Below are 25,549 nucleotides of genomic sequence, written 5' to 3'. Positions count from 1 at the left end.
CTTCTTTATTCGTCTTCTCGTTTCTCTGCTGCTATGCGCGGCGGAGGATCTTTTACCATTTTCAATCCTAACGGATCGGCCACTTTTATAATTTCCGATTCCCTGCTTCTGAACATAATCTCACTTTTCAGCGTCTTGTATTCATATTGCAGTTCTTTCAGTTCTTTTTCTGTTCGGTCTGCATCCCTCAGGCATTTATCGGCCATGTGTCCGTTGGCTATATACAGCACTGCCAGTAATGCCAGGAACAGGAAAAAACCAATATTTTTTACAATCCATTCATAGCTGATAAACCGCTTAAAGGATTTTTTCCCGGTAGCCGTATTTACCTGTTGTTCACTCATAACTTTTCTGCCACCCGCAATTTTGCACTTCTCGATCTTGGATTCCGCTTCAACTCTTCCTCACTGGCTGTTACCGGTTTTTTGGTAATCACCTTCCACACATCTTCCCGCTGCTCTGTTGAAAAAGGGTTATCAGGAACCTCGTCAAAAGTGCCCTGTTTAAAAAAGTTTTTCACCATCCTGTCTTCAATAGAATGGAAAGTAATAACAGCTAACCTTCCACCAGGCTGTAACACTTCTGCAGCCTGCTGCAACATATCTTTCAATGCTCCCATTTCATCGTTCACTTCCATACGTAATGCCTGGAACACCTGCGCCAGGTATTTATTAGGATTGCCTTTTACAACAGGTTGTAATAAGGCGCGGAACGAATCGATAGAAGTAAGGGAAGCATGCTGCCTGAACTGCACCAGGTGTGCCGCCAGGGTTTTGGCATTGGTTACTTCGCCATACTGTTCAAAGAGCTTGTGCAGCTGTTGCTGCGTATATGTTTTAATAATATCTACTGCTGTTACAGGTTGTCTTCTGTCCATTCTCATATCTAACGGACCATCAAACCTGATAGAAAATCCACGTTCTGCTTCATCAAACTGGTGGCTGCTTACTCCTAAATCGGCCAGTATACCAGTTACTTTCGAAAACCGGTGTAACCGTAAAAAGCGTTGCAGGTGTCGGAAGTTGTGCGGCACAAACAACATGCGGTTATCGTCCGGCACATTTTGTTCTGCATCTGCATCCTGATCAAACACTACCAGTTTTCCTTCCGGCCCCAGTTGCGATAAAATTCCCCTGCTATGCCCTCCACCTCCAAACGTACAGTCTACATATATCCCATCCGGCTGTATCTGCAACCCTTCCAGTGTTTCTTTGTACAACACGGGAATATGGTAGTCAGATTCGGGTACATCGTTATATGTATCATTGTTCTCGTTCATGCTCAACTTCTCTAAATTGGTAAAAGGCAATAACAGCTATCTATCTCTCTATCTATCCTGCTTTAGGTCCTCCGGCCATTACTTCCTGTGCCAGACTGCTAAAGTCTTCCGGTGAAAATTCTTCAAAGAGCTGCTTGTATTTATCTGCATCCCATATTTCTATCTTATCCGATGCTGCTACCAGGATAATGTCTTTCGATAATCCTGCGTATTCCTTAAGGGTGGGCGGTAATAAAAGTCGGCCAGCTGAATCCAGTTCTACATCAGTAGCGCCCCCTAAAAACTGGCGGCGAAATAACCTTACCTTGTGGTCAAAATCATTTAACTGACTGATCTGGTTGTAAATGGGTTCCCAACTTTTTATTGGATATAAGCTCAGGCACTTTTCGAAACCTCTGGTAATAACAAAGCCGTTGTCCCCTTCCGGCAGCTGCTTTTTAAAGCCTGCGGGAAGTAGGAAACGCCCCTTTGCATCAAGGGTAGCTTCATATTCACCTAGGAAACCTATCATTTTCAGGATTTTAGCGCTTAACTCCCATTTATTACCACAAAATAACACTTTTTCCCACTTTTGTGCCAAATATTGACGCGGCTATTTTTTCCACATTCATTTTTATCCCATAAATGAGTGGTAGAAGGCGTTTGTTGGTATTACCCCCTGAAACCATGTGAATTATATGTGGATAAGATGTGCATTGTTTGTGAATTGAGCTTTTCGGTTATTTTTGCCGCTTATGGCACACCCGGGAAATTTATCCATAGTTGATTACACATATCACTTACCAGATGATCGAATAGCGATACATCCGCTTGCGCAAAGAGACGAAAGCAAGCTGTTGGTGTATAAAAGTGGGAAAATTCAGGAGAGCCAGTACCGTAACCTGGCCAGTTTCATCCCTTCCGGATCACTTTTGGTGTTTAACAATACAAAAGTTGTAGAAGCGCGGTTGTTGTTTCAGAAACATACCGGCAGTACTATTGAAATTTTTTGCCTTGAGCCGGCCGGTTTTGCCGATGTAACTACTGCCATGCAGCAAACGGAAGAAGTTTTATGGAAATGCCTGGTGGGTGGTGCTAAAAAATGGAAACAAGGCCCGCTGGAAAAAACCATTGATGTGGATGGCAACCCCGTTACGCTTTCTGTTACCCTGGTAGAAAAGAAAGACGATCACTGTGTGGTTCAATTTAACTGGTCGGATAAACATTTGCATTTTGCCACCATTTTACATGCGGCTGGTTCCCTGCCTTTGCCCCCTTACTTAAACAGGCAGGTGGAAGAAGAAGATAAAGAAAGATACCAGACCGTATATGCCAAACACGATGGCTCGGTTGCTGCCCCCACTGCAGGCCTGCATTTTACGCCCGAACTGTTACAGCAACTACAGCAACAAAATATACAACAGGCTTTTGTTACCCTGCATGTAGGCGCAGGTACTTTTAAACCTGTAAAAGCCGCCACTATGAATGAGCATGAAATGCATGCAGAGTTTATAGAAGTGCAGGCCAGCTTTATTCAGCAATTGATACAACAGCTGCAAAACAATCAACCGGTTATTACGGTGGGTACTACTTCGCTACGTACCACAGAAAGCCTGTACTGGATGGGGGTGAAAGCACATGCGCTTTTGCAAAGTGGCGGCGCTTCTGTAGATATAGCACAGTGGGATGCTTATGAACTGCCACAACATTTTACCGCAGCAGAAGCATTGCAACACCTGTTGCAATGGATGCAGCAGCAACAGATGGAGGTATTACTGGCCAAAACGCAAATTATTATTGCACCCGGTTACCAGCTGCGTATAGCACAGGCACTGGTGACTAACTTTCACCAGCCCCAGTCTACCTTACTGTTATTGGTAGCTGCTATTACCGGCAATAACTGGCGTACTATTTACCAGTATGCCATGGACCACGCGTTTCGCTTTTTAAGTTATGGCGATGGAAGCCTGCTTTGGAAAGACTAATCCTTTTCTTTGGCTAAAGGAATTTCTACGGTAAAAGTACTGCCCTTACCCAGTACACTGTCAACCTTAATTCTACCCTTATGGGCATCAATTACGGTTTTTACATAGCTCATGCCCAGGCCAAAGCCTTTTACATTGTGCAGGTTACCGGTGTGGGCGCGATAGAATTTTTCAAAGATGCGTTTTACCGTTTCTTTGTTCATACCTATACCATTGTCTTCTATACGCACCAGTAAAAATTTGCTGGTGCTGTGAGTAATCACCTTAATGGCCAGGTTATCTTTCGAATACTTGATGGCGTTATCTATCAGGTTGGAAATAAGGTTAGAGAAATGCACTTCATCCACATTCACCACATCGTTATTGGCATTCAGTAATAATTCGGCCTGCGCATTTTTCTCTTGTAATACCAGCTGAAAATTATCCATCACATCCCGAATCAGATCATGCACATGCAGGTGTTTCAGGTTCATTTTTAATTCCTGCCTGTCCATCAACGCAGCCTGCAAAATAGTTTCTACATGCTTGTTCATGCGCTGGTTCTCTTCTTTAATAATACCGCTGAAATACTGCATCTTTTGCAAATCGCTCTGCACCTTCTGATTACGCAACGCATCAACCGCCAGTGAAATAGTGGCCAATGGCGTTTTAAACTCGTGCGTCATGTTATTAATGAAGTCGCTTTTTATTTCACTCAGCTTCTTCTGGTTAAACATGGTTTTAACGGTCAGGTAAAAAGCCGTTATCAGTATCAGGGTAAAAATAGCCGATAGCACAATCATCCAGGTAAGTGATTGCCATATCTGGGCTTTATAGTCAGGAATGATAATAACAAAGTTTTCAAAAGCAATAAGTCCTTCTGCTTCGCTACCGCTTTCGGGCAGAATAGGAAAAAACCTTCTTTTGTTATGTGTGGTATCCAGGTTTTCGGGTATAAAGTTCTTCGATTGCATTTCTACAATGAAGTCGTCCGAATCGGAAGTAATGGCAAATTCAAAACGCAGGTTGTGCAGGTCTTCCTTATCCAAAGCCTTACGTAGCTTTTCTTCCACCTCTGCATCGGTATACCTTTGCGAGATAGTAGCGGTCATATTACGTTTCAGTATTTCAGGCACCAGTCGCATGCCCGGCCTGGAACCACCGCCCCTGATATGAATGTTAGGACCAGAAGTTTGCTTACTGAAGTCCTCATTCACAGCCATTACGGCCTTATCTATTTTAAACATCACCTTCTGTTCCTGCACCTGCAACAGGTTTTGCAGCCAGGAAATCTGGAACAGGATAATACCCGCTAGTGACAGTGCTACAAGTACGATAATAGCCGGAAAAACCTTCTTCATTGCTACAAACCTATTAAAAACAGCCTAATTGGCAAACAAAGGGGTCGAGATTAACAAATGTCTACAAATTACATGCAGATGGTGCTAAATTTGTTTTAGTACCGCAGATGCCTTAATTTAATGATATGTTAGCTCCCGCACCTGGACGAATATTAGTGGCCGACCCATTTTTAAAAGATCCCAATTTTATGCGCACGGTTGTGTTTCTATGCGATCATGACGAAACAGGTGGCTCGCTGGGATTTGTAATCAACCGCCCCTATAACCAGGTGATCAGTAATTTAATCAGTGACCTGGATGGCTGCCAGTTACCCGTTTACTTTGGCGGACCGGTTCAAATGGATACCATTCATTTTTTACATACCCGTCCGGATTTGCTGGGCGGTAATGAGGTGGTGGACGGTATTTGCTGGGGTGGCGATTTTGAAACCCTGGTACGGGCCATTCACGATAAAGATATACAGGAAACAGAATTACGCTTTTACCTTGGCTATAGCGGATGGAGCCCCGGCCAGCTGGAAAGTGAAATGGAAGAAAAAAGCTGGTTGGTTACAGAAGGCAATCAAAAATTGGTTTTCCACCCACACTATGCCAAAATATGGCCCGATGCTCTTTTGCAAATGGGCGGCCAGTACGAGCAGCTGGTGAATTACCCCATCGATCCACAATTGAATTAGGGTATTGCTGGTGCTAATGCACCAGCAATACTGTTCCTTTATACAGGAAGGTATCCCCTCCATCGCAAATCATTTCTGCTACATAATTGAACACGTTGTTGCTGATAGCATTTCCGGCAAAGCTGCCGTCCCAACCCTGTGAAGCGTCGTTGACATTAAAATTCACCCGTTCAAACACCATTTCGCCCAGGCGATTATAAATGCGGAAGTATTTTACCATGCGTATGCCTTTGCCACGCGGATAAAACACATCGTTGCGGTTGTCTTTGTTAGGCGTAAAGGTGTTGGGAATAAACACACTGCTTTGCTCGCATAATAAAGAAATATGCACCGTGTCTTTTGCTATACAGTTATGCCCGGTCAATGCTGTTACTACATACTGCATGGATTGACGGGGAGTGCTAATGGGCGATTGACAGCCAGGACAATCCAGGTAAGAAGGCGGTGACCACCTGTATTTTACCGTGTTGCTGCTGCCTGTGGTTTGCAGCGTTACCGTTGATCCGGCTAATATGGTAGTATCTGCTATAGTAGCCACCTGTGGCAGTTCGTATACGGTTACAACAGCACTGGCGGTATCGGTAAAGCAATGATCGCTATCATAACCAACTACGGTATAGGTGTTAGTGGCCGATGGTGTTATTGCCGGGTTTGCCACCTTACTGTTACTGATATTACTGCCTGCTATCCATTGATAGGTTGCTGCTCCTGTTGCCGGTAATGTAATGGATGATCCGTTACACACACTGGAATCGGTAAGCTGCACCGTAAAAGGAAAAGCTACCCGTATTTTTATAGAATCGGCATTGACACATCCATTCACATCGGTTACTGTTACCACATAGGTAGTAGCTGCTGCCGGCGATACTTTAGGCGATGCACTGGTAGTGCTACTGATAGCGTTTGCCGGCGTCCACGAATAGCTTACTCCGTTTTGCGCACCCAATTGTATGCTATCGCCCAGGCAAAGCACTGCAGTGTGGCTTGGCGTAAGCCCCACTACTGGCAAATCGTTCACCTGCAATACATGAACTGTAGTGTCAATACAGTCATCATGTGTAACCATTAACAATACCTGGTATACACCTGCTGTGTTATATGTATGAGATACATTTACTACACCGCTTTGCAATACCCCCTCTGCCAGTTTCCAGTTCCAGCTATCCACTACTCCGTCGGCTGTACCGGCAAACGCAGCAGTAGTTTGCTTACATATAGCATCGGGTCCTGTTATAGTGCCATGTGTTTTACTTTTCACCATCACCACCCCGGTAGTGTCTTTGATACAACCCGCAGTGGATTGTACAGTAAGCTTTACAGTATAGCTGCCATTTTTATTGAAATAGAAAGCAGGAGTAGCTGTGTTGGCGGTATCGGCCATTTGCCCAGTACCAAAATTCCAATGATAATACAGTGGCAGTTGCCATTGACTGGCGCCAATATTCGTTACCCGGGGCGTAAACTGCACCAGGCCCGAATCGCACACAACAGCAGGCGCTTTGTCAAAAGCAATGCTCAATGTATCTATTACAAAAGGCACGGCTAATTCAAAAGTAGCCTGGCATCCCTTATCATCTTTTAATATAATAGCGGGTTTGTAAGCTCCGGGTTGTGTATAGGTATGTGTTACCACATACTCCGGCGTGTTTATTAAGGTGCCATCTGCCAGATCCCAGGTAAAGCTGGAGGTGCCTTCTGTTTTAGCAGTGAATGTAATGGTAGCAGGCACACCACACACCTGTGCATGATCGGCAGTAAAAGATCCTACCGGGCCCTTTACTTCAATAACTTTCGACACGGAGTCTACATCGCCCGTGCCATCATACGCATATATGGTTACTGTATACTTACCCGGTTTAGTATAGCTATGGGATGGCGTGTTTACATTACCTGCCGTTTCGCCATCGCCAAAATTCCAGGTTACATCTGTACTGTTCACTGATTGGTTTACAAAGCTGGCTACCAATGGCGGACAGCTGTTACCGTTGGAATAAGTGGCTGTATACGTAAAGGCCGCCTGAATATTTTTAATGCGTACGTATTTAATAACCGTATCCCTGCAATTGCTGGCCGGGTTGCTGGCAATGAGCATTACCGTATCTGTGCCCAGGTTATTATACTTTTTCACCGGGTTGGTAGTGGTAGCACTGCTGTTGTCATATGAAAAGGTCCATTGATAGCTGGCAGAATTAATACCATATAAATTGGTTTCATTGGTAAAAGCCACCGCAGTTCCGGGTTTTACCAGGTCGGGTGCCCAGCTGAAATCGGCCTTAGGCCCTGTTACAGAAGCAATGCGCGCTACCGCCGTATCGTAGCATCCCTCTTCGTCCACTACTTTTAAGTTCACTTTGTAAGTACCCGGTTTGCCATATATATACTCTACCTGCGAACGTTGTGTATTGTAAGAAAGTAAGGTAGTGCTATCTCCAAAATCCCAGGTCCACGACTTCAGGCCAATGTTTCCAAAGCCGGTAGAGATATCAGTAAACACATTAGGTGTGTTATAACATACACCATTTTTTGCGATAGTAAAAGCAGCCGTAGGCCCTTTAATATGCACCTTCACAAAATCGGTAGTATCAAGGCAATTGAAGTTGGTAGAAGTGGTGATGGCGCGTAATGAATCAATACCAGGTGTTAACCATACAATGTAGCCGTTGTACACCATAGACCAATCGTATACTTCCGGCTCTTTTATTCCTGTAGCATACGCACCAGGTGCATACTGCCATTTTGGAGTAAAATCGCCCTCGGGCATTATACCATATGGCTGGGCTTCCTGGGTGGTAATGCGCACGGGTAATGAATCACTGCCACATACTGTATCGGCTAATATGCTTAACACCGGGTGTTGTTTAACGTACACAAAGGCGTTCATGGAATCTCTTACACTACATGCGCCATTGGTGCCGGTAAGCACTACTTTATATACCCCTGTGCCCGGGTAAGTATGTGTAATAGATGCTGGTGGTGTTGCATAGGATAAAGGGGCTGAGCCATCGCCAAAATCCCAGGTGTAACCATTCACCAGCCTGGAAGTATCTTTAAAAGTAACCAGTGTTCTATCTCCATTACAGGTATTCGTGATAGTGGATATTTTAGGAAAAGGAGGCACTACGGTAACCAGCATATTTTTTACCACTGTATCGCGACACATACCATTAGCCGCGATCAGTATTACAGTATAGGTACCTGGTTTGGTATATTGATATACACCTGCCTGACCATAGGATGTTTTTTTATAATCCCCTTCATAAAACCAATACCAGTTATCAGCCGCAGTGGCTACGGTAGCATCAAAATGTACCGGCGTGTTACCACATATAGGATTGCTTTCCTTCATGGTAAAGTCGGCACCGGGCTTTTTGTAAATGGCAACATAGGTATATACTTCCTTGCCCTTGCAGCCCGACTCGGTAACATAATTGAGGGTTACATTATACACCCCGGCTTTGTTGAATGTATGCTTAGGCGCAGCATCTGTAGCAGTACCACCATCACCAAAATCCCATTGAAAAGAGGTTAGTTTTTCTGTAGAGATGCTGGCAAAGTCCATGGTCATCCCTTCACACCCCGCGTTACCCGAGGGGCTGGTAGATGCGCTGTAATAAATATATACGGTAGGCTTAGCCAGGTAATAAGTACTTTTTAAAGTGGTGCTGCACCCTACTGCATCTGTTACCACCAGGGTTACCGCATGGTTACCATTGTTGTTAAAAAGATAAGAGGCGCTTTTAGTGGTAGCCACATCAACATTATCAATATTCCACTGCCACTTTATGCCCGTTTTTGACGTATCACTAAATACAATAGTAGCAGGCGCCCCACAGGCTCCATTACTTTGCGCGGTATAACTTAATACTGCCGGAGCCGCCAGCACTTTAATTTTTTTAGTAGTGGATACCTGGCAGGTGCCAAAATAGGCCACCATAGTAACATCATAATCGCCGGCATTGGTAAACTTGCGTGGGTTGCCCGAGCCGGCATCACTGTAAGTCCAGCTGGTATAGTCCGGCACCGGGGTGGTGTTAGCGGTAAACGAAATATTATTTCCTGTACAAACAGGTGCAGGCGCACTAAAGTCGGCTGTAAAATTGGCAACACTAACGCCGGTTGCTAATTCGTACTTACCTGTACATCCTTCCGAACTGGTTACCGTTAACTTAGGAATAAAAGTACCTTTTGCAGTATAGGCATGAACTGGTGCCGCATCTGTGGAGCTGGTGCCATCACCAAAATCCCACTGATAGGTAAGTGTTCCGCCACCTGTGCTTTTGTTGGTAAAGGTTACCTGGTCGCCACTGTTACATACGGTGGTTTTATCTGGTATAAAACTGGCAACAGCAGCCTGCAACACCGTCAACCCCGGCTTACTTACCACCGCTAAACAACCATGGCTGTCTGTTACGGTAAGTGATACACCCGGCGTTTGTGCGCCAGTGTATTGATGTTGTGGATTGGTGATATTAGCGCCGTTGGCAACGGTACCATCTTTATAATCCCAGGCATAGCTGGTAATAGTAGCCCCATCATTTGCAACCGAGCTGCTGGTAAAGTTTACCGTTAAGGGCGAACAGCCCCGGGTAGGTTGAAAACTAAAATCAACCGCAGGCTTTTTATAAACGATCACCGTTTTTGTTTTTACAGCCGTTTGGCCACCATCTGTAACCGTAAGTGTAACGGTGTATGTTTTTTCATCCGAAAAAATACTGCCGGCATCCCTGGATATGGCTGTGCGGGAGTTTCCAAAATCCCAGCTATAAGTGGCTGCGGCCGATGCACCGGTAGTAGCATTCGTAAAAGAAACGGTTAAGGGCGAACAGCCGGCTTGCCTGTCCATAGTAAAGTCGGCCGTAAGCTGCGCCGCTACCGGCTTTGCTGTCATCAATGCCAGCAGAAACAACCATATCTTCCATACCTGTTTATTATTGCGCATAGATATTATTGATGCCGGTTAGTTTAAAATCTCGGGCATTGAATGTTTGCACTGCCTGCATCCGCCCTGGTAAATGCTTTATAACTCAGGGAAAATTCAAATCCACCTTTTCCCATACTTGCTGTTTTTAACGAGGAGGTATTGACATCATAACTCACTCCTATTTCAAATTGCTGGTATTGCAGTTTTATTACCGGAACCACTGCATCTTTTAACCGGGCCAGCAAGCCTGCACTCACCGATGCAGTGTTGTATACATCGCTATTGTACAGTTCACTGCTGCTTAATTCGTAGGTAAACAAGGCCCCTGCCATCCACTCATTAAAACCACCCTGGCGCGAATAGTTGCATTCAGTATGCATGGTAATCTGATCACTTACCGGCACGTGCAAGCCTACATTCAGCTGCATTTTAGAAGAAAGTGCAATCCTTTCTTTCTGAAAGGTTTCGGTGGGTTTGTTTACGTGCATAAGAGAAGCGCCCAGGTAATAGCTGCCGTTTTCTCCTATTTCATTATTATAACTAAGGCCCACCCCCACATCTGCAAAGCTGCGGTTATAGGCGGCAAAGTTTTCGCCATTGGGGTTGCCTGCATTATAGTTACCATTTACATACTGGTAGTCGAACGTGAGGTTATTAGCATCAAACTGCCTTTGTATCAGCCCGGCGGTAAAACCTATTGACAGGTATTCACTCCGTTCTGTACTGAGCGATTTGTGAAAATTAAATACCGGCATTATCTGGGTAGTCTTTAACCGGCTGCTACCTGCCATATCATAATATCCCTGAAAGCCGGCGGTAATATAATTGCTTCCCGCCCCCACCGGGAATTTGTATTCCCCGCTTAACGAGGTGGTTTTGAAGGGATAGCCTGTCCAGCTCCATTGATTGCGGTGCAATACCTGCACTCTTACATCACCGGTAAAAATGCCCGCCAGTGCGGGATTGCGTAATAACGGGGTTTCTGTGAATTGCGAAACGTGTATATCCTGTGCCAGTACGGCTGCACTGTATATAAAACATACCATTAGCACCAGTACATGCCTGTAAGAAAAAAACAGGTGTCGTGGGCTTACCAGGTAATTACATAACAGTTTCAGAAACACCGCCACAATGCATTTGTTAGTTTGGTATACTAACAAACCTACTCAAAAAAGAAATGACTATTTTTTACATGTGACTATTTCCCCGATAAATAGTGGTAAATAACTAGAAATGGAAGCTGGTTTTCCGTGAGAAAATGGCATTTATCTAGCGCATTTTCGATTTCACTGCATGGAGCGGCAGTTTGGCGTTATTGATGGATAATTTCATTTGCAAACTCCGATTACAAATACCCAATAAAGTGATGTTTTTCTGCCATCACTGCGTAATTTCCCGGCGTAAGTTTTTCCCCCGCTGCCATAAGATCAGACCATACTGCTAACAGTCTATTGCATCCTGGCGCCATGGAGAAACGCTGTACTGCAAGTTTGTTACACCCCTGTGTCCATCCAGAACGTTCTGGTAACAGCCCACTTCCCCCTGCCGCCACAAAGTAATGCCTGGCTGCCAGTTTATTGCCCCCCGATATCCATTGAGAACCCCCTGATACCGGCGGCATTCTCGCCGGTTATACAGAACAATCTACTGTTGCAGGTTTCTTACAAACCTGCACACGTTTAGAATGCGCCGGAAGCAGTTCACTTCCCGCCAATGCAACAAAGGGATAAACTAAGAAAGCTTTTTTGTGCGGCAGCACAAGATTCGAACTCGCTGATAGCTGCTAACTTCCCACCAGTACAACACTGAAAGCAACTGAGGGGGCTTTTTTGTTCAGCAACACCGCATTCGAACCCGCCGATTGCAGCTAGCTACCTGCCAGTTCAACAGTAAGAGCAACTGAGGGAGCTTTTGTGTGGGGCAGTACAAGATTCTAACTCGCTGATAGCAGCTGACTTCCCGCCAGTACAACGGTAAGAGCAACTAAGGGAGCTTTTCTGTTCAGAAGAAGAAGATTCGGACTCGCTAAAACAAGCTAACAACTATAAAATAGGTTTGTATAACGCGCTAAAACCGGCTAAAGTTTCACCTGTATCGGAAAATTGCCGGCTTACACAATGGAAAAACAATCTGATCGGCTTTTATAATACCTGGCTAAGCGGTAAATAAAAAACGGGGAACAGTTATTACGCTGTTCCCCGTTTAGTAAATTATATCCTGATGTGATTAGTCGAGTGCTACTGCACCTTCTACTAATACGGTGGCTTTGTTATTCAATACTTCCACAAATCCACCCTGAATGCTGTAGTTTTCAGTATGCTGTTTGTCTTTCAGCACTTTCAGGTTGCCTTTGCCTAAAGCACTTACCAGTGGCGCGTGCTTATCCAATATTTCAAACAAACCTTCTATACCAGGTAACTGTACACCGTACACTTCTCCGTTGTATAGCTTTTTTTCAGGTGTTAATATTTCTAATGTCATGTTTAATAGTCATTTAGTCAGTAGTCATCAAATAATAAGGCTATTTCCGACTAATGAAACTACCCCTGAGCCTGCGCCAGCAGTTTTTTACCTTTTTCAATAGCATCTTCCAATGTACCTACCAGGTTAAAGGCTGCTTCGGGATACTCGTCTACTTCACCATCCATAATGGCGTTGAAACCACGGATAGTGTCATCAATGCTAACGAATACACCTTTTAAGCCTGTAAACTGCTCGGCTACGTGGAAAGGCTGGCTAAGGAAACGCTGTACTTTACGTGCGCGGGATACCGTTTGTTTATCTTCTTCGCTTAATTCATCCATACCAAGGATGGCGATGATATCCTGTAACTCTTTGTAACGCTGTAAAATCAGTTTTACGCGGTCGGCAGTGTTGTAGTGTTTTTCACCTACAACCGCTACAGTAAGGATACGGCTGGTAGAATCCAATGGATCCACCGCAGGATAGATACCTAAATCCGCAATTTTACGGCTTAATACGGTAGTAGCATCTAAGTGAGCAAAGGTTGTTGCCGGAGCCGGATCGGTCAAGTCATCCGCTGGTACATATACCGCCTGTACGGAGGTAATTGAACCGCTTTTGGTAGAGGTGATACGTTCCTGCATCAGACCCATTTCAGTTGCCAGGGTTGGCTGATAACCTACCGCTGAAGGCATACGGCCTAACAGCGCTGATACTTCAGAACCAGCCTGGGTGAAACGGAAGATATTATCAACGAAGAAAAGGATGTCTTTACCTTTACCGGTGCCATCGCCATCACGGAAATATTCCGCAATAGTTAAACCGCTTAATGCCACACGTGCACGGGCTCCCGGAGGTTCGTTCATTTGACCGAATACGAAAGTAGCTTTTGACTCTTTCAGGGTTTCCATATCCACTGAGCTTAAATCCCATCCACCTTCTTCCATGCTGTGAATGAATTTGTCGCCGTATTTCATAATACCAGCTTCAATCATTTCACGTAACAGGTCATTACCTTCACGGGTTCTTTCGCCCACACCAGCAAATACAGACAAACCACCGTGTCCTTTTGCGATGTTGTTGATCAACTCCTGGATCAATACGGTTTTACCTACACCCGCACCACCGAACAAACCGATTTTACCACCTTTTGCATAAGGCTCGATCAGGTCAATTACTTTGATACCAGTGAATAATACTTCTGTAGCTGTGCTCAGGTCTTCAAACTTAGGAGGTAAAGCGTGAATTGGACGTGAATTTGCTTTGCTCAGTTCTGGCAAACCATCAATAGCGTTACCTGTTACGTTAAACAGACGACCATTGATTTCAGGACCAGTAGGCATTGCAATAGCTTTTCCGGTATCGGTAACAGCCATTCCACGTACCAGACCTTCGGTACCGTCCATCGCAATGGTACGAACGCTGTCTTGTCCAAGGTGTTGTTGCACCTCCAGAACCAGCTTCTCGCCAGATTGCTTTGTAATTTCCAATGCATTATAGATGTCGGGAAGTCCGTTTTCGAATTGTACGTCCACCACGGCACCAATTACCTGTTTGATCTTACCTTTATTAGACATAATGTATTAAGTAGGTTATAATTTTTATAGCCTTAAAACCGGTTTTCCGATTTTGGCGGCAAAGGTAGGGTTTTAGGTGGTTTTATGAGAAAAAGGTATTCATTTTCGACCATTTTTTTACAAATGAAGGCCTTAATGTATATTTTACACACGTAAAATCAGAAGGGATAACCGATAGCGAGGTTGAAAACGAGGTTGTCTTTACGCCATTTTGAGTTGCCCAGGTCGATGTTTTTAATCACCCAGCGTTCATTTTCGGGCAACCAGGGTTTGCGGATAGGAAAAGCCAGATCCAGCCTTAAAATCAAAATGCTGATATCAAACCGCAGGCCGGCCCCAACACCCACAGCCATCTCCTTTAAAAAGTCTTTACTAAACTGCGAACCCCTACGGGCGGTATCTGCCTGACGCGTCCAGATATTACCCGCATCAATAAATAAAGCCCCTCTTACTATGGAAAACAGTTTAGCGCGGTATTCAGCATTCATTTCAATTTTTACATCACCGGGCTGATCGGGTAAAAAGCCCACTTCGGCGCGGTTACCTGCATAATAGGTACCCGGTCCTAACGAGCGGGAACGAAACGCCCGGATATCGTTGACACCACCAGCAAAAAACTGCTTGATAAATGGTAATGTGCTGCTGTTGCCATAGGCAAACCCTACCCCTGCTGTAATACGCGACACAAACTGATTAAACTTTCCAAAAGAAAGGTAGTGCCGGAAATCGGCTTCCAACTTGGTGTACTGCGAAAAAGGCGTGTTGAATATCTGCCGCTCTTTGCCTTTATCTATGTTAGCACCGGTAATTGCGCCCAACAGGTTGCCGGATAAATCAATGTTGCCATTAAAGTAAAAATTATTGCGCTTGCGGTTGGGGTTAATCTGCGTGTTGAGATTGAAGTTATAATTCGTTCCTATAATAAACTGCCGTTCTATGCTTCTTGCCAGTGTGATATTGGTATCCAGCTGTGCCTGAAACTCGGGGGTAATATCTGTTGGTTTTACGTAGTTAATACTTACAAGATTCAGCGTATGCTCTTTCTGAGCGCTTTCTTTAAAGATATAACCGAAAGTAGCTTTAGAGGAAGTAAGTGTATATTGGTTGCTTCGGTTATATATTTCATAGCCCAGCTCTGCCTTTGTTTTAGGCACAAAGCCACTGTTGGTATTAAACTGTACAAACGGGGTTATTAACCGTGGAACAGAAATACTTACCGTAGCCCCTATACGCCGCGTGGCAATATTGCCCTGCCCCGACAGCTGTTGTTCCAGGCCTGCATAGGTAGATACCACAAACAGCTCTGCCCCTTTTAACAGGTTGCGGTGACGCCAGTTTACCGACACCTCACCACCATTGGCGTTGTTGGATTTGGTTAATGCGGAAGCTTCAAACCGTATAGATTTTTTCTCCGTAGGCGTCAGGTAGTAATACACGTTGAGTAGTGGCTGCTTAGCATTAGGCACTTCCCGGAAACGGGCTTTTACATACTTAAATACACCCAGGGTAGTTAACCGGTTTAACGACAGGTTATGCGCTTCCCGGTTATATAAATCGCCTGAATCAAATATCAGTGTGCGGTTAAATATCTGTGGTTTAAACTTATGTTCCGGGTCTATAATAGTGTAGCCACCTATATGTGTAGTTCCCCTGGGCCTGAAAGCGGTATCTCTTGCGTCATAATCCGTATATACATATATATCGTTAATGCGATAAGGCAGCCCCGCTTTGGTTGGCATTTCAGGCTTTACCTGCATAGCTATATCCACCTTACTATCTCCCACCGTAGAGTCCGCTTTAGCCAGCAGATAGTCTTCATTAAAATAATAAAAGCCTTTTTGCTTTAACCGGTTATCTATACGTGTGCGCTCTTCCTTAATCGTTTCCAGATCGTAAGGATTGCCCGGGCGTAAACGTGAACGGCGGGTTGTTCGCGCAATACCTTTACCCAGTTCGCTGGAATCCAGTTTAAAAGTTACTTTTCCCAACTGATACTGATCGCGCACAGCAGCAGTATAGGTTACATAAGCCCTCCTGCTTTTTACAGAAGTATCAAAAGTGACCGTATCTCCAAAATAACCCCGGTTTTCCAGGCGGTTCTGCAATATGGCCCTGTTCTTTTCAAAGGCAGATAAAGAAGCCAGTACAGGCGGTTCGCCAAACTTATACTTTAACCAGTAACGCAATCCTTTACCCGTGGGGTTGCCAGCTATATTATAAGCCCACAGTTTTATTTTTAAGCCCAGGAAACTGGAATTAGGTTCGGGCCTTAGTAAACCGCTCAGTTCATTTTTCAATTCTTTTTTGTTAGGCACCTTACCTGTTGATTCTATTTTAACAGTGGCGCCAGTATATAATTGCTGGTTACCCTTCAGGTATTTGGTATTGCTGCAGGCGCAGGCCAACACCATCATAACTATTGCATATAAAAGGGTAACGATACTTTTCATCCTGTAATGTTGTTTTTCTATTGCTTGTTTTCCGGTTTGCTATCAGCAGCACCATTGGTGGAATTATTTTTAGTCTGCTCTGTATTCTTGTTTTGCTGGCGTATTGTTTTACGACGCTGCCTGCGCTCTTTTCTCCCCGTAAATAATTCTTTAAACTGGTTATAATCGTAGGTAAGGATAAAGCTGAGCCCGGTTTCAATTACCTGTCCTTCTACCACAGCTTCATACTGATTTTTACGGTAAGCCCGTAACATATACCTGCCATCCTTACTTAACTGGTAATCTACCGAAACGTCTCCGGCTATATTAGAGGTTTCCCTGTTGGTATTGGCCGGCCCTTCCAGCTCAAAGTTGCTGCCCACGTTTACCCGCAACCTGTCGTTCAATATTTTTTTAGATACCCCTACATTCAACTCCGTTCTGTCTTGCTCTACACCAGTGGTATAGTCCTGGTCGGTATTTAAATCAAAGGAAAGCTCAACTCCTTTAATCAAACTACCGGTAAGACGGTTCAGTTGATCAGTCAATATTTTACTGGCACTTTGCTTGGCTATGTTAGCTGCGGTAGTTCCACCTGCATCACTTTGCAGCGGATCTTCCTGCACAAAGCGGTTGAGCAATAACACAGCAAATACCTGCTTGTTCAGCTCGGAAGGATCGTTGCGTACTTGTTGCAGTTTGGTATCTACTTCGGGCCACTGCGCCAGTTCAGCATCCGGCAGGGTGATATCGAAAGTAATTTCCGGCTTTAGCAACTCCCCTTTCATTTTCAGCAACACCTGGAAAGGCAGCTTTTCTTTATACCTGTTTTGCTCGGTTTGTGAACGACCGGCAACCTGCGAAGCCATCAGGTCGATAGAAGGTGTATTGGTTGAATAAGCTGCAGTAATATCTACCTGTGCCGAAGTAGGATCACCTGTCCAGGTAATGGTGCTTCCTTTCTGTATATCAAACTTTCTTTTCAGTACGCTTAAGGATAACTGGTAAGCGCCCTGGCTTAATTCGTAACTGCCGGTAAGGCTCATTTTGCCACTTTCGTCAATACCACCTGCCAGATCGGCCCTACCTCTTAATGTTAAGGCATCGCCGTTTCTTTCATCTATTATTAAAGTAAAAGCAGCTGTACTGTCAGTGGTAATATCCATGTTCACATCCATACCCTTTAACGGGGTTTGGTTGGTGAGAGAATCCAGAGCAGAAGTAGTAACCAGGGTATCTGTAGGATGGTCTTTATCTACAAACTGCACAACCCCTTGCCTGTCTACCAACTCCGGATCGCTGCTGGGCAGTACCAATACGAAGTTCGTTTCCTTGTTTACTTTCAAACTACCATTTACCGATGGCGCATCCATCGTGCCCCTCAATTTAATATCGGTATCTATGTTCAGCTTGCCGTAAAATAAACGGTCTGTAGCCTGTTGCGCATTCACTACCCTGAAATTGCGGGCGCGCAGATCGGTTTCAAAACGGAAATTCTTTAAATCGGAAGTATAAATACCACCTGATACTACCGCCTTATTACCGGCACTATCCACCAATGTAAAACGGTTAAACTTCAACCCTTCATTATTTACAGATATAGATTCATTCTTTAACAACAGTGGTTCGCCGGTAATAGTAGGCGTAATTACCGCATCGCTAAAGCCGATTGTTCCTGCTATTTTCGGCTTATTCAGTGTACCACTCATAGTTACCTTGCCTTTCATGCTTCCTTTGGCATCTTGTAACTGGCCCATACTGAATGGCTTTATAGAGGACAGCTCCAGGTTATTGATATCCAATCTCAGATCCATACGGCTTTCACCCGTATAATATTTACCCTGCAACTGCACATTGTTATTATGGCCTTCTATTTTTACATTGGCGTTATAAGCGTTGGCAGTTTCATTATCTACCTTCACCAGTATATTACCTACTGTATCCTGATTGTAGGTAAAGTTTTTAACGGTGATATCGGAAGTAAATACCGGATTAGTAGTAATGTCTTTAACAACTGCTTTACCTTCTATAGTACCATCCAGCGCCAGCGAATCGCTTTTTACAAAATCGGAGAGCGTTTTGATGCGGAAGTTTTCAAACTTCACCTCTACAGGTGCATTCGCTGTTTTTTGGGTACTGTTAATGGAAAGCGACTGATTATTATTGCTGATAGTAAAATTGTTTACGAGTATCCCTGTTGAATCGTACTGGATAAAATTATCGGATGCTACCTGCCATTTATCGTGATTCAACACCAGGCTATCGGGCATTAAAGCTGCTTTAATGCCATCCGTTACCTGTTGTGCCGTAGCACCTATTTTGTAATAGTCTTTTCCTTTGACATCTTTGAGGGTAATGGTGGTGGCCAACATGCTGCTATCTACATATCCTTTTACGGAAGGCTGGTAAATTTGCATACTGCCACTGCGTGCATTCACCGCAAAGATATTGTAATTGAGTTTTTCATCAGTAGCAGCATTGATATTAGCCCCGCTTACCACCCAGCTGCCATATTGCAGCTTAGGGGCATTCACATCCAGGTTCAGTTTTTCTTCTGCACTGTTATATTGTATCAATCCTGCTATAGAGTCGGTGCCTTTAACATTGGGCATTAATTGTAACACCAGCGGTGAAGGACGCAGATGCATGTCCAGCGTCCAGTTTTGTGCGGTAAAGGCGGTATCCTTAAAACCTGGTAACTGGTAATACCTGCTGATGGTATGTTGTAAGGCTGTGCCTATCTCGGTTAACTTATATTGCCCCTGTAAAGTTACGTCTGCCATTTCTGAACGTAGTTCCAGCCTTTGCGCATTAGCTTCCTGTGTAGCATTTACACTCAAAGTATCTGGCTGGTAACGTTGTGCATTTCTCAGCACATTTATATCATATACCTGCAATTTGCCCAACAAAGAATCTGGATTGGTGCTTTCAAAATCGGCTTTCACCACACCATGCATTTGCAAAGTATCTTTTACCAGATGCAGGGCATTGAGGTCCAGCGTATCCAGTTGCAGCGTCAGTTGCACTGCCGGATATTGCGGCACTACATCTGCCGTGGCCTGTAATTGAAAACGGATATTGTCATCATTCATTTCAGAAGTAGCTTCTACCACTCCTTTGTGTACTTTGGCATTCAAAAGCAGGTTGTGATAGGTATAGCCTTTTACATCGGCCTGTACCAGTTTAATGCTGGCAACGCCATCCATTTTTTTATAATCAAAGCCACTGCCTTTGGCATTGGCACTCAGCGTAATGGTTCCTACATTTTTTTCCTGCTTTAATATATAACCCAGGTCTACTTTATCCAGGGCAGCTTTTACATCATAAAACTTGCCGTTGCCTTTCATCACCGCCATTACATTTACACCACCACGGGTGGTTTTACCTTGTAAGGCAGTGGTAAAATCCTGCATGGTGCCTTTAAAGCTTCCTTTCAATGCCATTGATTCGGGTATGCGCACATTGGCCGGCATGGCATTAGGTGGCACTATGCCATTAATATCTTTAGCAGTGGTGTTAAAGCGTGCTAATTGTATATTGTAATAAGCTTTCTGCGCTTCCGGTAATCCCTGTATATGCCCGGCCACCTTTACAGAAGTAGTGCCCAGGCCGCTGGCTTCAAAGTTATTGATGTCAATATTCTTTACCGGACCTTTGGCTATAGCTGTTACATGCAATACATTTTTGCGGTAGTTTTTTAACTGTGGTTCCATTGCAGGTACCAGTGTAATGATATCACTAACAGCAATATGCGTTTTATCCAGGTTGAGATCTATATTGGCTTCACCAGGATGTGCCATTAATTCCTTAGCCGAAGCGTAGGTGACCAGCAGGTCGTTGTTAATTTCAGAAGCATTGGTTTTCATTAACAGCCCCTTAATCATAGCCTGCTTATCAGTATAAGCCACTTCCCCTTTCATCTGCTGCAGCACAAAGCCACTTTTCTCACGCATAGATACCTGGCGTATGTTAGCCTGGTAAGTATCAGACGATAGCACCAGGTTGCCGGCATCTATTGTAAGCTGGTCTATGGCCATATGGCTATAGTCCATACCCCTTTTAATGGCAGGACTATTATCATCATCGTATTGAATACTGTTATTTACCAGCCCCAGGTCGGCCAGCTCAAACCGCCAGGGTACCGCCTGTGCCGTATCTGTTTGTCCTGGTTGTTGCAGGGTTTGCTTGCCTTTTAACACCGGGCCTGTTTTGCCTATATGTACAGTGGCGCGGGTATCGCTCAGCTCAAACTGGCGCAGCCGCATCCACATTTTTTCCAGGTTAATATCTTCTGTTACAATGTTCATCCTGCCCAGCTTTATGGCAGCATCCATATAGGATACTTCGTTATTATAAGCTGCTTCAATAACACTAAATCCTATTTTATCCAGCTTTATGGTAATGGGAGTAGTTGCTGTGGTAACCGTATCGACTGTAGGATCCGGCAAAGGATTTACTATCACCAGCGGCTTATATTGCCGCACGCTGGCGTATACATTGCTTACAGCTATATCAGGAATAGCAAACACCATCTTATCTAAATCGAAGGTGCTGATCTCTGTGTGAAAGTTGCCCAATCCAAGGCGGGCATCATTACCGGTTACATCATCATGAAAAGTGGCATTGATCCTTTTCAGCACTATCTCGCCCAGTTGAAACTTCATGGTACTACCACTGGTGTCGGGCGTAGTTTTCTTTTGTTCGCCGGCAAAGGCTTTTATAATATAATCGTAGTTAAAAACAGTATCAGGTTTCAGGCGATAGATATGTGCCGTAATACCATTTAGCTCCAGGTAGCTTAACGCTACTTCACTATGCAGCAGTTTAAGCATAGCTATATCTACCCTTATGGTATCGCCGGCCAGCAGCGTATCTTTTTTCTGATCCTCAAAATAAACATGTTCCAGTACAATGCGCTTGGGAAAGTTAATATCCAGGCGCCCGATAGATACCCTGGTTTTTAGTTTTTTTTCTAAAAAGGCCACTACCTTGTTTTTGGCAAACTGTTGCACAGCAGGCACCTGGATAAGGATAAGTACTAATACTACCAGGAACAGCACGGTTCCTAATATCCATAAGAGTACTTTAAAAGATGTTCGAAAAATTTTCTTCACCTACTTCCACCAATTAATTGTAACAGTAATGAAATAATGGCCAATACCAACAGCACATGAATAAGTCCCGTGGCAGAATACACAAATACACCGAGTAACCAGCCGATAATGAGTATTACGGCTATTAAATACAAAATGCTTCTCATAGAGGTTAAAATTTATATAATGAATAAAAGAATTGGCATCTTTTTGTCAGGATCGCTTTTTAGAAATCAGGTTCATAGCTCCTCTTAAAATGGCCATCACTCCCAGTTGTTTGGCATTACCCACTAAAAAGCTTTTCCAGTCACCTGCGTCTTCTTTCTTCGCTTTACTTCCCGATATCAGGCTAACAGCGTTTTTAATCAGCGACCAGGTGGTACCAGCCACTTTATTCCTTAGAAAAAAAGGAATAATGCTGCCCAGTGTTGCTTTAATGGTTTCTTGCGGCAAACGCTCCCACCTGTTTTTTAAATCACCTTCCTGCTGCTTAATCCTGGTGTTTACCAGTCTCATCTCCTTTTGTAAATCATCCAGGTTATTAATATGCCCCAGGTTATATTTTTTACTCATGGCTCGCGTTTGTGGTGTTAATACTATCATTGTCATCTTCCTGGTCTTTATCATCAAAAAGGATATTGATAACAGTGTTGGTAATCATACGCTCCAAAACGCTTTTGCGCAATGCAATCAATGTAACCAGTATAATGATGTAAATGGCAGATACTATGCCAAAGCCTAAGAACATGCTATGCGTTAGTTCTGCGAAATAATAACCGGCCATAATGCTTAAAAACAGGAATATGAAAAAGACAAGTACGGCCACTACCAGCACGGCAAACATTACTGCCACCAGTTTGGAGATTTTTTCTACTGTTTTCAGTTTCAGCAATAAAAGCCGGTCTTGTACATATTCCTGTATTTTCTCGCCTGATTCTTTAAAGAATTGTTCTTGTGTTTCCATGGCAATGATTAGGGGGCCTGGTTATTAATGATGAATGATGGGACTAAAGAAGCTACTTTGTTATAAAGTAGCTTCTTTAGCTTGTGAACCTAAGTCCTGCACAAACTTTTTTCCTTTTTTTACCAGCTCGGTTACTTCATCGCTCATACCTGCGATATTGTCTTTGGCATCATCTGCAATATCTTTTACATCTTCCAGTAATGCTTTCCCCTTGTCGCTATTCAGAAAAAGCGTTACTAATGCGCCCGCGGCTGCACCTAATACAATACCGGCTAAAAATTTTTGATTGCTGGTCATGGTGTTGTGATTTTTATTTGGTTATTAATTGATAGCGTGCTTAGTGTGGTACAAGCATTGTACCAATAGTGTAAAAACCATTAAATGGAAAACCACCGGGATAATAAAGTTAACCGATACTTCCTGCTTGCCTTCATATGCATATTAGGCCTTTTTTTGTTCTGGAACCTTATCCAGTTTTTCACTGCTTTTTTAGGGGCTATTATCCTGTATGTGCTGGGAAAACCCTTTATGTGTAAGTTTATTAAGAAATATCACTGGCACAAAACCTGGGCGGCAGTGCTGGTAATGGTAGTGTCATTTTTTATTATTTTATTGCCTATTGGCCTGCTTGTAACACTATTATATAATAAAATAGCAAGCGTGGCAGAAAATCCCCAACCCCTTATTGACGGGGCTAAAAATCTGGACCACCGGATTGAGCAGCAGTTGCACATCAGCATTATTTCGGATAAAACCATTGAAAAAATACAAACGGTAGCTACTTCATTGGTAGGTGCTATACTTGGTCAGGGATTTAATATGTTCTCACTTATCCTCATGATGTATTTTATGTTGTATTTTATGTTGGAAAAAATAAACCGGCTGGAAGCTTCTCTGCTTTATTTCCTCCCTTTTCCACGTGATAAGATAAAACTGTTTGGCAATGAACTGGTAGCCCAAACCTTTAGTAATTCCATTGGCATTCCACTGATTTGCGTAATACAGGGGCTGCTTGGCTGGGCATGCTATTTAATAGCCGGTTTGCCCCAACCCGGCTTTTGGGCAGTAGCCACCGGCTTTGCCAGTGTAATGCCCATTGTAGGCGCCAGTGTTATATGGGCTCCGGTAAGCCTGTATATGTTTGCTACCGGACATATGTGGCAGGGAGGTTTTGTTATAGCATGGGGCTTCCTGGTAATAGGCCTGTCTGATAATGTAGTACGTTTTATACTGGCCAAACGCATGGCCGATGTGCATCCTATTGTTACCGTACTGGGGGTTATTATGGGTTTAAAGCTGTTTGGTATCACCGGGCTTATTTTCGGGCCTTTAATTATTTCCTACTTTCTGCTGTTGTTACGCATTTACTATGTAGAATATCAAAAGCCCATACAACCGCACCGCCACAAGCCCCGGCAACTCATGCCTTCCTACTTCCAGGCCTTCCTGGTAAAACGTAAGGCAGGCACTTCCCGCATACAAAAGAAACAGGGCGATATCTAAGTTTTAATGCAGATAGCAGCCCACTACACTCCTGCACACACGGGGCTGCTATCTGCTTCACCACCACTTTTGACAGCTTCACCGGAAACGTGGCGCTGGCAGGTTACGTGGTATACTACCTTAACATCATCAAACAAAAACAAACTATCATGAAAAAGATCGTTGCCCTGATGATACTGCTGGCCAGTATTACCGCCAGCTTACATGCACAGACCATTATTGTAAAACCTGTTTGCAGGCCACGTGTAGTTGTAGCGCCAGTAGTTGTTCGCCCTGTACGGGTAGTAACAGTGGCTCCCGCGCCTGTATATATTGCTCCTGTTGTGATACGACCTGCCTGTGCTGTCATTCGCCCTTACAGACGTGTAGTAGTAATACGTTAAACCACTTATCCCTTTTCATTCTTACATACTGATATAATATGAAAAAGAACACATTCTTACACTTACTGATAGTAGGCCTGGTAACAATATTATCTATCTGCACAGCCACGGCACAGGATACCACCCATAAACAAACCGTTCAAACCAATAGTAGTAACCGTCAGACTAAAAGACAGGAAAACCACGCGAATCGGCAAACTACTGCTGCCGATGCACAAAACAACCGGCAAAGCACTTACCAGCAAAACCAGGCCAACCGCAATGCCGCTAAAGCGGATGGTACAGTAACCAAAGAAGAAGCACAGGCCACCTATCAGCAAAACAGCGCCAACAGGCAAGCTACCGCTACTGAAAACAAGGCAGAACAAAAAAGTACTGTACAAACCAACCGAACCAATGCCAGAAGTACCCGGCAAACTAACCGGGCCAACAGAAGACAATAAATAAATATGATATTATTAAAGAATTAACCGTTAAAAGCACCTTACGGGGCCGTTAAAAACGGCCCATTGTTAATTCTGGTTCAAATAAGAAAACTTAACATTAGACAAAGAAATCCTATATTAACTTTATGTTACCTTTTTATTAAAACCAGAAGAATGTCGAACACAAAAGCAAGTAAAAAAGAAGTAAGAACATTAATTATCCAACGTATAGAATTAGCCTTTTCGGACTTAAAAGTTACTTTGGGCGATAAAAAATTTAGCAACAGGGCTAAAAAAGCCGCTAAAATCTTAACAGAAGGGTTTAAAGCCACTACAACCGAAGCCATTGTAGAAAAGCAGGCTAAAAAAGCCAAAAAGGTAAAAACAACCGTTTCTAAAAAGAAAAAGACCAAAGCGGCTAAAACCAAGACCCCTCAGGCTAAGCCAGCTGTTGCCGCTACACCAGCCGCTGAATAGTATCTCTTCCTGATACAATACTTATTACCCCATTACAAGTTGAAAGTAGCTGTT

20 protein-coding genes are annotated in these 25,549 nt (G+C 43.8%); 6 read left to right on the top strand and 14 right to left on the bottom strand.

Features of this window, described 5'->3' with window-relative positions; translation table 11 throughout:
• Nucleotides 1-5 precede the first annotated feature (5 nt).
• Genes FLA_RS30880 through mraZ form a run of 3 tightly spaced genes read right to left on the bottom strand, consistent with a single transcriptional unit; the run spans nucleotide 6 to nucleotide 1,790 of the window.
• Complete coding sequence (locus tag FLA_RS30880) at nucleotides 6-344, bottom strand: FtsL-like putative cell division protein (protein ID WP_076379618.1); 339 nt, start codon at nucleotides 342-344, stop codon at nucleotides 6-8.
• Nucleotides 341-1,279 carry a 16S rRNA (cytosine(1402)-N(4))-methyltransferase RsmH gene (gene rsmH / locus FLA_RS30875; protein ID WP_076379619.1) on the bottom strand — a complete coding sequence of 313 codons (939 nt, stop codon included), beginning with the start codon at nucleotides 1,277-1,279 and terminating at the stop codon, nucleotides 341-343. Before rsmH ends, FLA_RS30880 begins: the two co-directional genes overlap by 4 nt.
• 52 nt (nucleotides 1,280-1,331) lie before the next feature.
• A complete protein-coding gene (gene mraZ, locus FLA_RS30870) occupies nucleotides 1,332-1,790 on the bottom strand; it encodes a division/cell wall cluster transcriptional repressor MraZ (protein WP_076379830.1) in 459 nt (152 codons plus the stop codon).
• Nucleotides 1,791-2,013: 223 nt separating this feature from the next.
• On the opposite strand from mraZ, the gene FLA_RS30865 reads away from it, so the two are divergent.
• Nucleotides 2,014-3,243 (top strand): S-adenosylmethionine:tRNA ribosyltransferase-isomerase, encoded by a 1,230-nt coding sequence (locus FLA_RS30865; RefSeq protein ID WP_076379620.1) that lies wholly within the window; start codon nucleotides 2,014-2,016, stop codon nucleotides 3,241-3,243.
• Here FLA_RS30865 and FLA_RS30860 read toward each other — a convergent pair.
• Nucleotides 3,240-4,583, bottom strand: a complete 1,344-nt coding sequence (locus FLA_RS30860; RefSeq protein WP_076379621.1) for a sensor histidine kinase — start codon at nucleotides 4,581-4,583, stop codon at nucleotides 3,240-3,242. The two genes, FLA_RS30865 and FLA_RS30860, sit on opposite strands and share 4 nt — an antisense overlap.
• 125 nt (nucleotides 4,584-4,708) lie before the next feature.
• Here FLA_RS30860 and FLA_RS30855 point away from each other — a divergent pair, with 125 nt between their 5' ends.
• Nucleotides 4,709-5,260 (top strand): YqgE/AlgH family protein, encoded by a 552-nt coding sequence (locus FLA_RS30855; protein WP_076379622.1) that lies wholly within the window; start codon nucleotides 4,709-4,711, stop codon nucleotides 5,258-5,260.
• A 13-nt stretch (nucleotides 5,261-5,273) separates the two neighbouring features.
• On the opposite strand, the gene FLA_RS30850 is transcribed toward FLA_RS30855, so the two are convergent.
• The 10 genes from FLA_RS30850 to FLA_RS30805 all read right to left on the bottom strand — a co-directional run bounded on the left by FLA_RS30850 (nucleotide 5,274) and on the right by FLA_RS30805 (nucleotide 23,004).
• Nucleotides 5,274-10,199, bottom strand: coding sequence for a PKD domain-containing protein (locus FLA_RS30850; protein WP_076379623.1), 4,926 nt, complete (start codon nucleotides 10,197-10,199; stop codon nucleotides 5,274-5,276).
• 23 nt (nucleotides 10,200-10,222) lie between these two features.
• Entirely contained in the window at nucleotides 10,223-11,311 is a 1,089-nt protein-coding gene (locus FLA_RS30845; protein ID WP_144264047.1) for a PorP/SprF family type IX secretion system membrane protein, read from the bottom strand.
• 1,096 nt (nucleotides 11,312-12,407) lie between these two features.
• Nucleotides 12,408-12,662 (bottom strand): ATP synthase F1 subunit epsilon, encoded by a 255-nt coding sequence (atpC, locus tag FLA_RS30835; RefSeq protein ID WP_076379625.1) that lies wholly within the window; start codon nucleotides 12,660-12,662, stop codon nucleotides 12,408-12,410.
• A gap of 59 nt (nucleotides 12,663-12,721) precedes the next feature.
• Nucleotides 12,722-14,221, bottom strand: coding sequence for a F0F1 ATP synthase subunit beta (gene atpD, locus FLA_RS30830; RefSeq protein WP_076379626.1), 1,500 nt, complete (start codon nucleotides 14,219-14,221; stop codon nucleotides 12,722-12,724).
• A 158-nt stretch (nucleotides 14,222-14,379) separates the two neighbouring features.
• Nucleotides 14,380-16,671, bottom strand: coding sequence for a translocation and assembly module lipoprotein TamL (gene tamL, locus FLA_RS30825; RefSeq protein ID WP_084206265.1), 2,292 nt, complete (start codon nucleotides 16,669-16,671; stop codon nucleotides 14,380-14,382).
• A 17-nt stretch (nucleotides 16,672-16,688) separates the two neighbouring features.
• Nucleotides 16,689-21,764, bottom strand: a complete 5,076-nt coding sequence (locus tag FLA_RS30820) for a translocation/assembly module TamB domain-containing protein (RefSeq protein ID WP_084206266.1) — start codon at nucleotides 21,762-21,764, stop codon at nucleotides 16,689-16,691.
• Entirely contained in the window at nucleotides 21,761-21,910 is a 150-nt protein-coding gene (locus tag FLA_RS31315) for a lmo0937 family membrane protein (RefSeq protein ID WP_144264048.1), read from the bottom strand. Before FLA_RS31315 ends, FLA_RS30820 begins: the two co-directional genes overlap by 4 nt.
• Before the next feature lie 46 nt (nucleotides 21,911-21,956).
• Nucleotides 21,957-22,316 carry a hypothetical protein gene (locus FLA_RS30815; RefSeq protein WP_076379628.1) on the bottom strand — a complete coding sequence of 120 codons (360 nt, stop codon included), beginning with the start codon at nucleotides 22,314-22,316 and terminating at the stop codon, nucleotides 21,957-21,959.
• Nucleotides 22,309-22,707 (bottom strand): phage holin family protein, encoded by a 399-nt coding sequence (locus FLA_RS30810; protein WP_076379629.1) that lies wholly within the window; start codon nucleotides 22,705-22,707, stop codon nucleotides 22,309-22,311. The genes FLA_RS30815 and FLA_RS30810 overlap by 8 nt, the downstream gene beginning before the upstream one ends.
• 60 nt (nucleotides 22,708-22,767) lie before the next feature.
• Nucleotides 22,768-23,004 (bottom strand): YtxH domain-containing protein, encoded by a 237-nt coding sequence (locus FLA_RS30805; protein ID WP_076379630.1) that lies wholly within the window; start codon nucleotides 23,002-23,004, stop codon nucleotides 22,768-22,770.
• 84 nt (nucleotides 23,005-23,088) lie between these two features.
• On the opposite strand from FLA_RS30805, the gene FLA_RS30800 reads away from it, so the two are divergent.
• From FLA_RS30800 to FLA_RS30785, 4 genes are all read left to right on the top strand, one after another.
• Nucleotides 23,089-24,210, top strand: a complete 1,122-nt coding sequence (locus tag FLA_RS30800; protein WP_076379631.1) for an AI-2E family transporter — start codon at nucleotides 23,089-23,091, stop codon at nucleotides 24,208-24,210.
• Nucleotides 24,211-24,359: 149 nt separating this feature from the next.
• Nucleotides 24,360-24,593 (top strand): hypothetical protein, encoded by a 234-nt coding sequence (locus tag FLA_RS30795; protein WP_144264049.1) that lies wholly within the window; start codon nucleotides 24,360-24,362, stop codon nucleotides 24,591-24,593.
• A 38-nt stretch (nucleotides 24,594-24,631) separates the two neighbouring features.
• On the top strand, nucleotides 24,632-25,036 hold the full coding sequence (locus tag FLA_RS30790) for a hypothetical protein (protein WP_076379633.1): 405 nt from the start codon (nucleotides 24,632-24,634) through the stop codon (nucleotides 25,034-25,036).
• 66 nt (nucleotides 25,037-25,102) lie between these two features.
• The gene (locus tag FLA_RS30785) at nucleotides 25,103-25,495 is read left to right on the top strand and encodes a hypothetical protein (protein ID WP_144264050.1); all 393 of its coding nucleotides are present in this window, start codon (nucleotides 25,103-25,105) and stop codon (nucleotides 25,493-25,495) included.
• Nucleotides 25,496-25,549: the final 54 nt, after the last annotated feature.

The organism is Filimonas lacunae, assembly GCF_002355595.1.
Taxonomy (GTDB): Bacteria; Bacteroidota; Bacteroidia; order Chitinophagales; family Chitinophagaceae; genus Filimonas; species Filimonas lacunae.
Note: the sequence above shows the minus strand (reverse complement) of the source record. Positions and strands in the feature narration are given on the sequence as shown.

Coding starts and splice junctions, on each gene's coding strand:
- FLA_RS30880 (WP_076379618.1), bottom strand. CDS start 344: ATGAGTGAACAACAGGTAAATACGGCTACCGGGAAAAAATCCTTTAAG.
- rsmH (WP_076379619.1), bottom strand. CDS start 1,279: ATGAACGAGAACAATGATACATATAACGATGTACCCGAATCTGACTAC.
- mraZ (WP_076379830.1), bottom strand. CDS start 1,790: ATGATAGGTTTCCTAGGTGAATATGAAGCTACCCTTGATGCAAAGGGG.
- FLA_RS30865 (WP_076379620.1), top strand. CDS start 2,014: ATGGCACACCCGGGAAATTTATCCATAGTTGATTACACATATCACTTA.
- FLA_RS30860 (WP_076379621.1), bottom strand. CDS start 4,583: ATGAAGAAGGTTTTTCCGGCTATTATCGTACTTGTAGCACTGTCACTA.
- FLA_RS30855 (WP_076379622.1), top strand. CDS start 4,709: ATGTTAGCTCCCGCACCTGGACGAATATTAGTGGCCGACCCATTTTTA.
- FLA_RS30850 (WP_076379623.1), bottom strand. CDS start 10,199: ATGCGCAATAATAAACAGGTATGGAAGATATGGTTGTTTCTGCTGGCA.
- atpC (WP_076379625.1), bottom strand. CDS start 12,662: ATGACATTAGAAATATTAACACCTGAAAAAAAGCTATACAACGGAGAA.
- atpD (WP_076379626.1), bottom strand. CDS start 14,221: ATGTCTAATAAAGGTAAGATCAAACAGGTAATTGGTGCCGTGGTGGAC.
- tamL (WP_084206265.1), bottom strand. CDS start 16,671: ATGAAAAGTATCGTTACCCTTTTATATGCAATAGTTATGATGGTGTTG.
- FLA_RS31315 (WP_144264048.1), bottom strand. CDS start 21,910: ATGAGAAGCATTTTGTATTTAATAGCCGTAATACTCATTATCGGCTGG.
- FLA_RS30815 (WP_076379628.1), bottom strand. CDS start 22,316: ATGAGTAAAAAATATAACCTGGGGCATATTAATAACCTGGATGATTTA.
- FLA_RS30810 (WP_076379629.1), bottom strand. CDS start 22,707: ATGGAAACACAAGAACAATTCTTTAAAGAATCAGGCGAGAAAATACAG.
- FLA_RS30805 (WP_076379630.1), bottom strand. CDS start 23,004: ATGACCAGCAATCAAAAATTTTTAGCCGGTATTGTATTAGGTGCAGCC.
- FLA_RS30800 (WP_076379631.1), top strand. CDS start 23,089: ATGGAAAACCACCGGGATAATAAAGTTAACCGATACTTCCTGCTTGCC.
- FLA_RS30795 (WP_144264049.1), top strand. CDS start 24,360: ATGAAAAAGATCGTTGCCCTGATGATACTGCTGGCCAGTATTACCGCC.
- FLA_RS30790 (WP_076379633.1), top strand. CDS start 24,632: ATGAAAAAGAACACATTCTTACACTTACTGATAGTAGGCCTGGTAACA.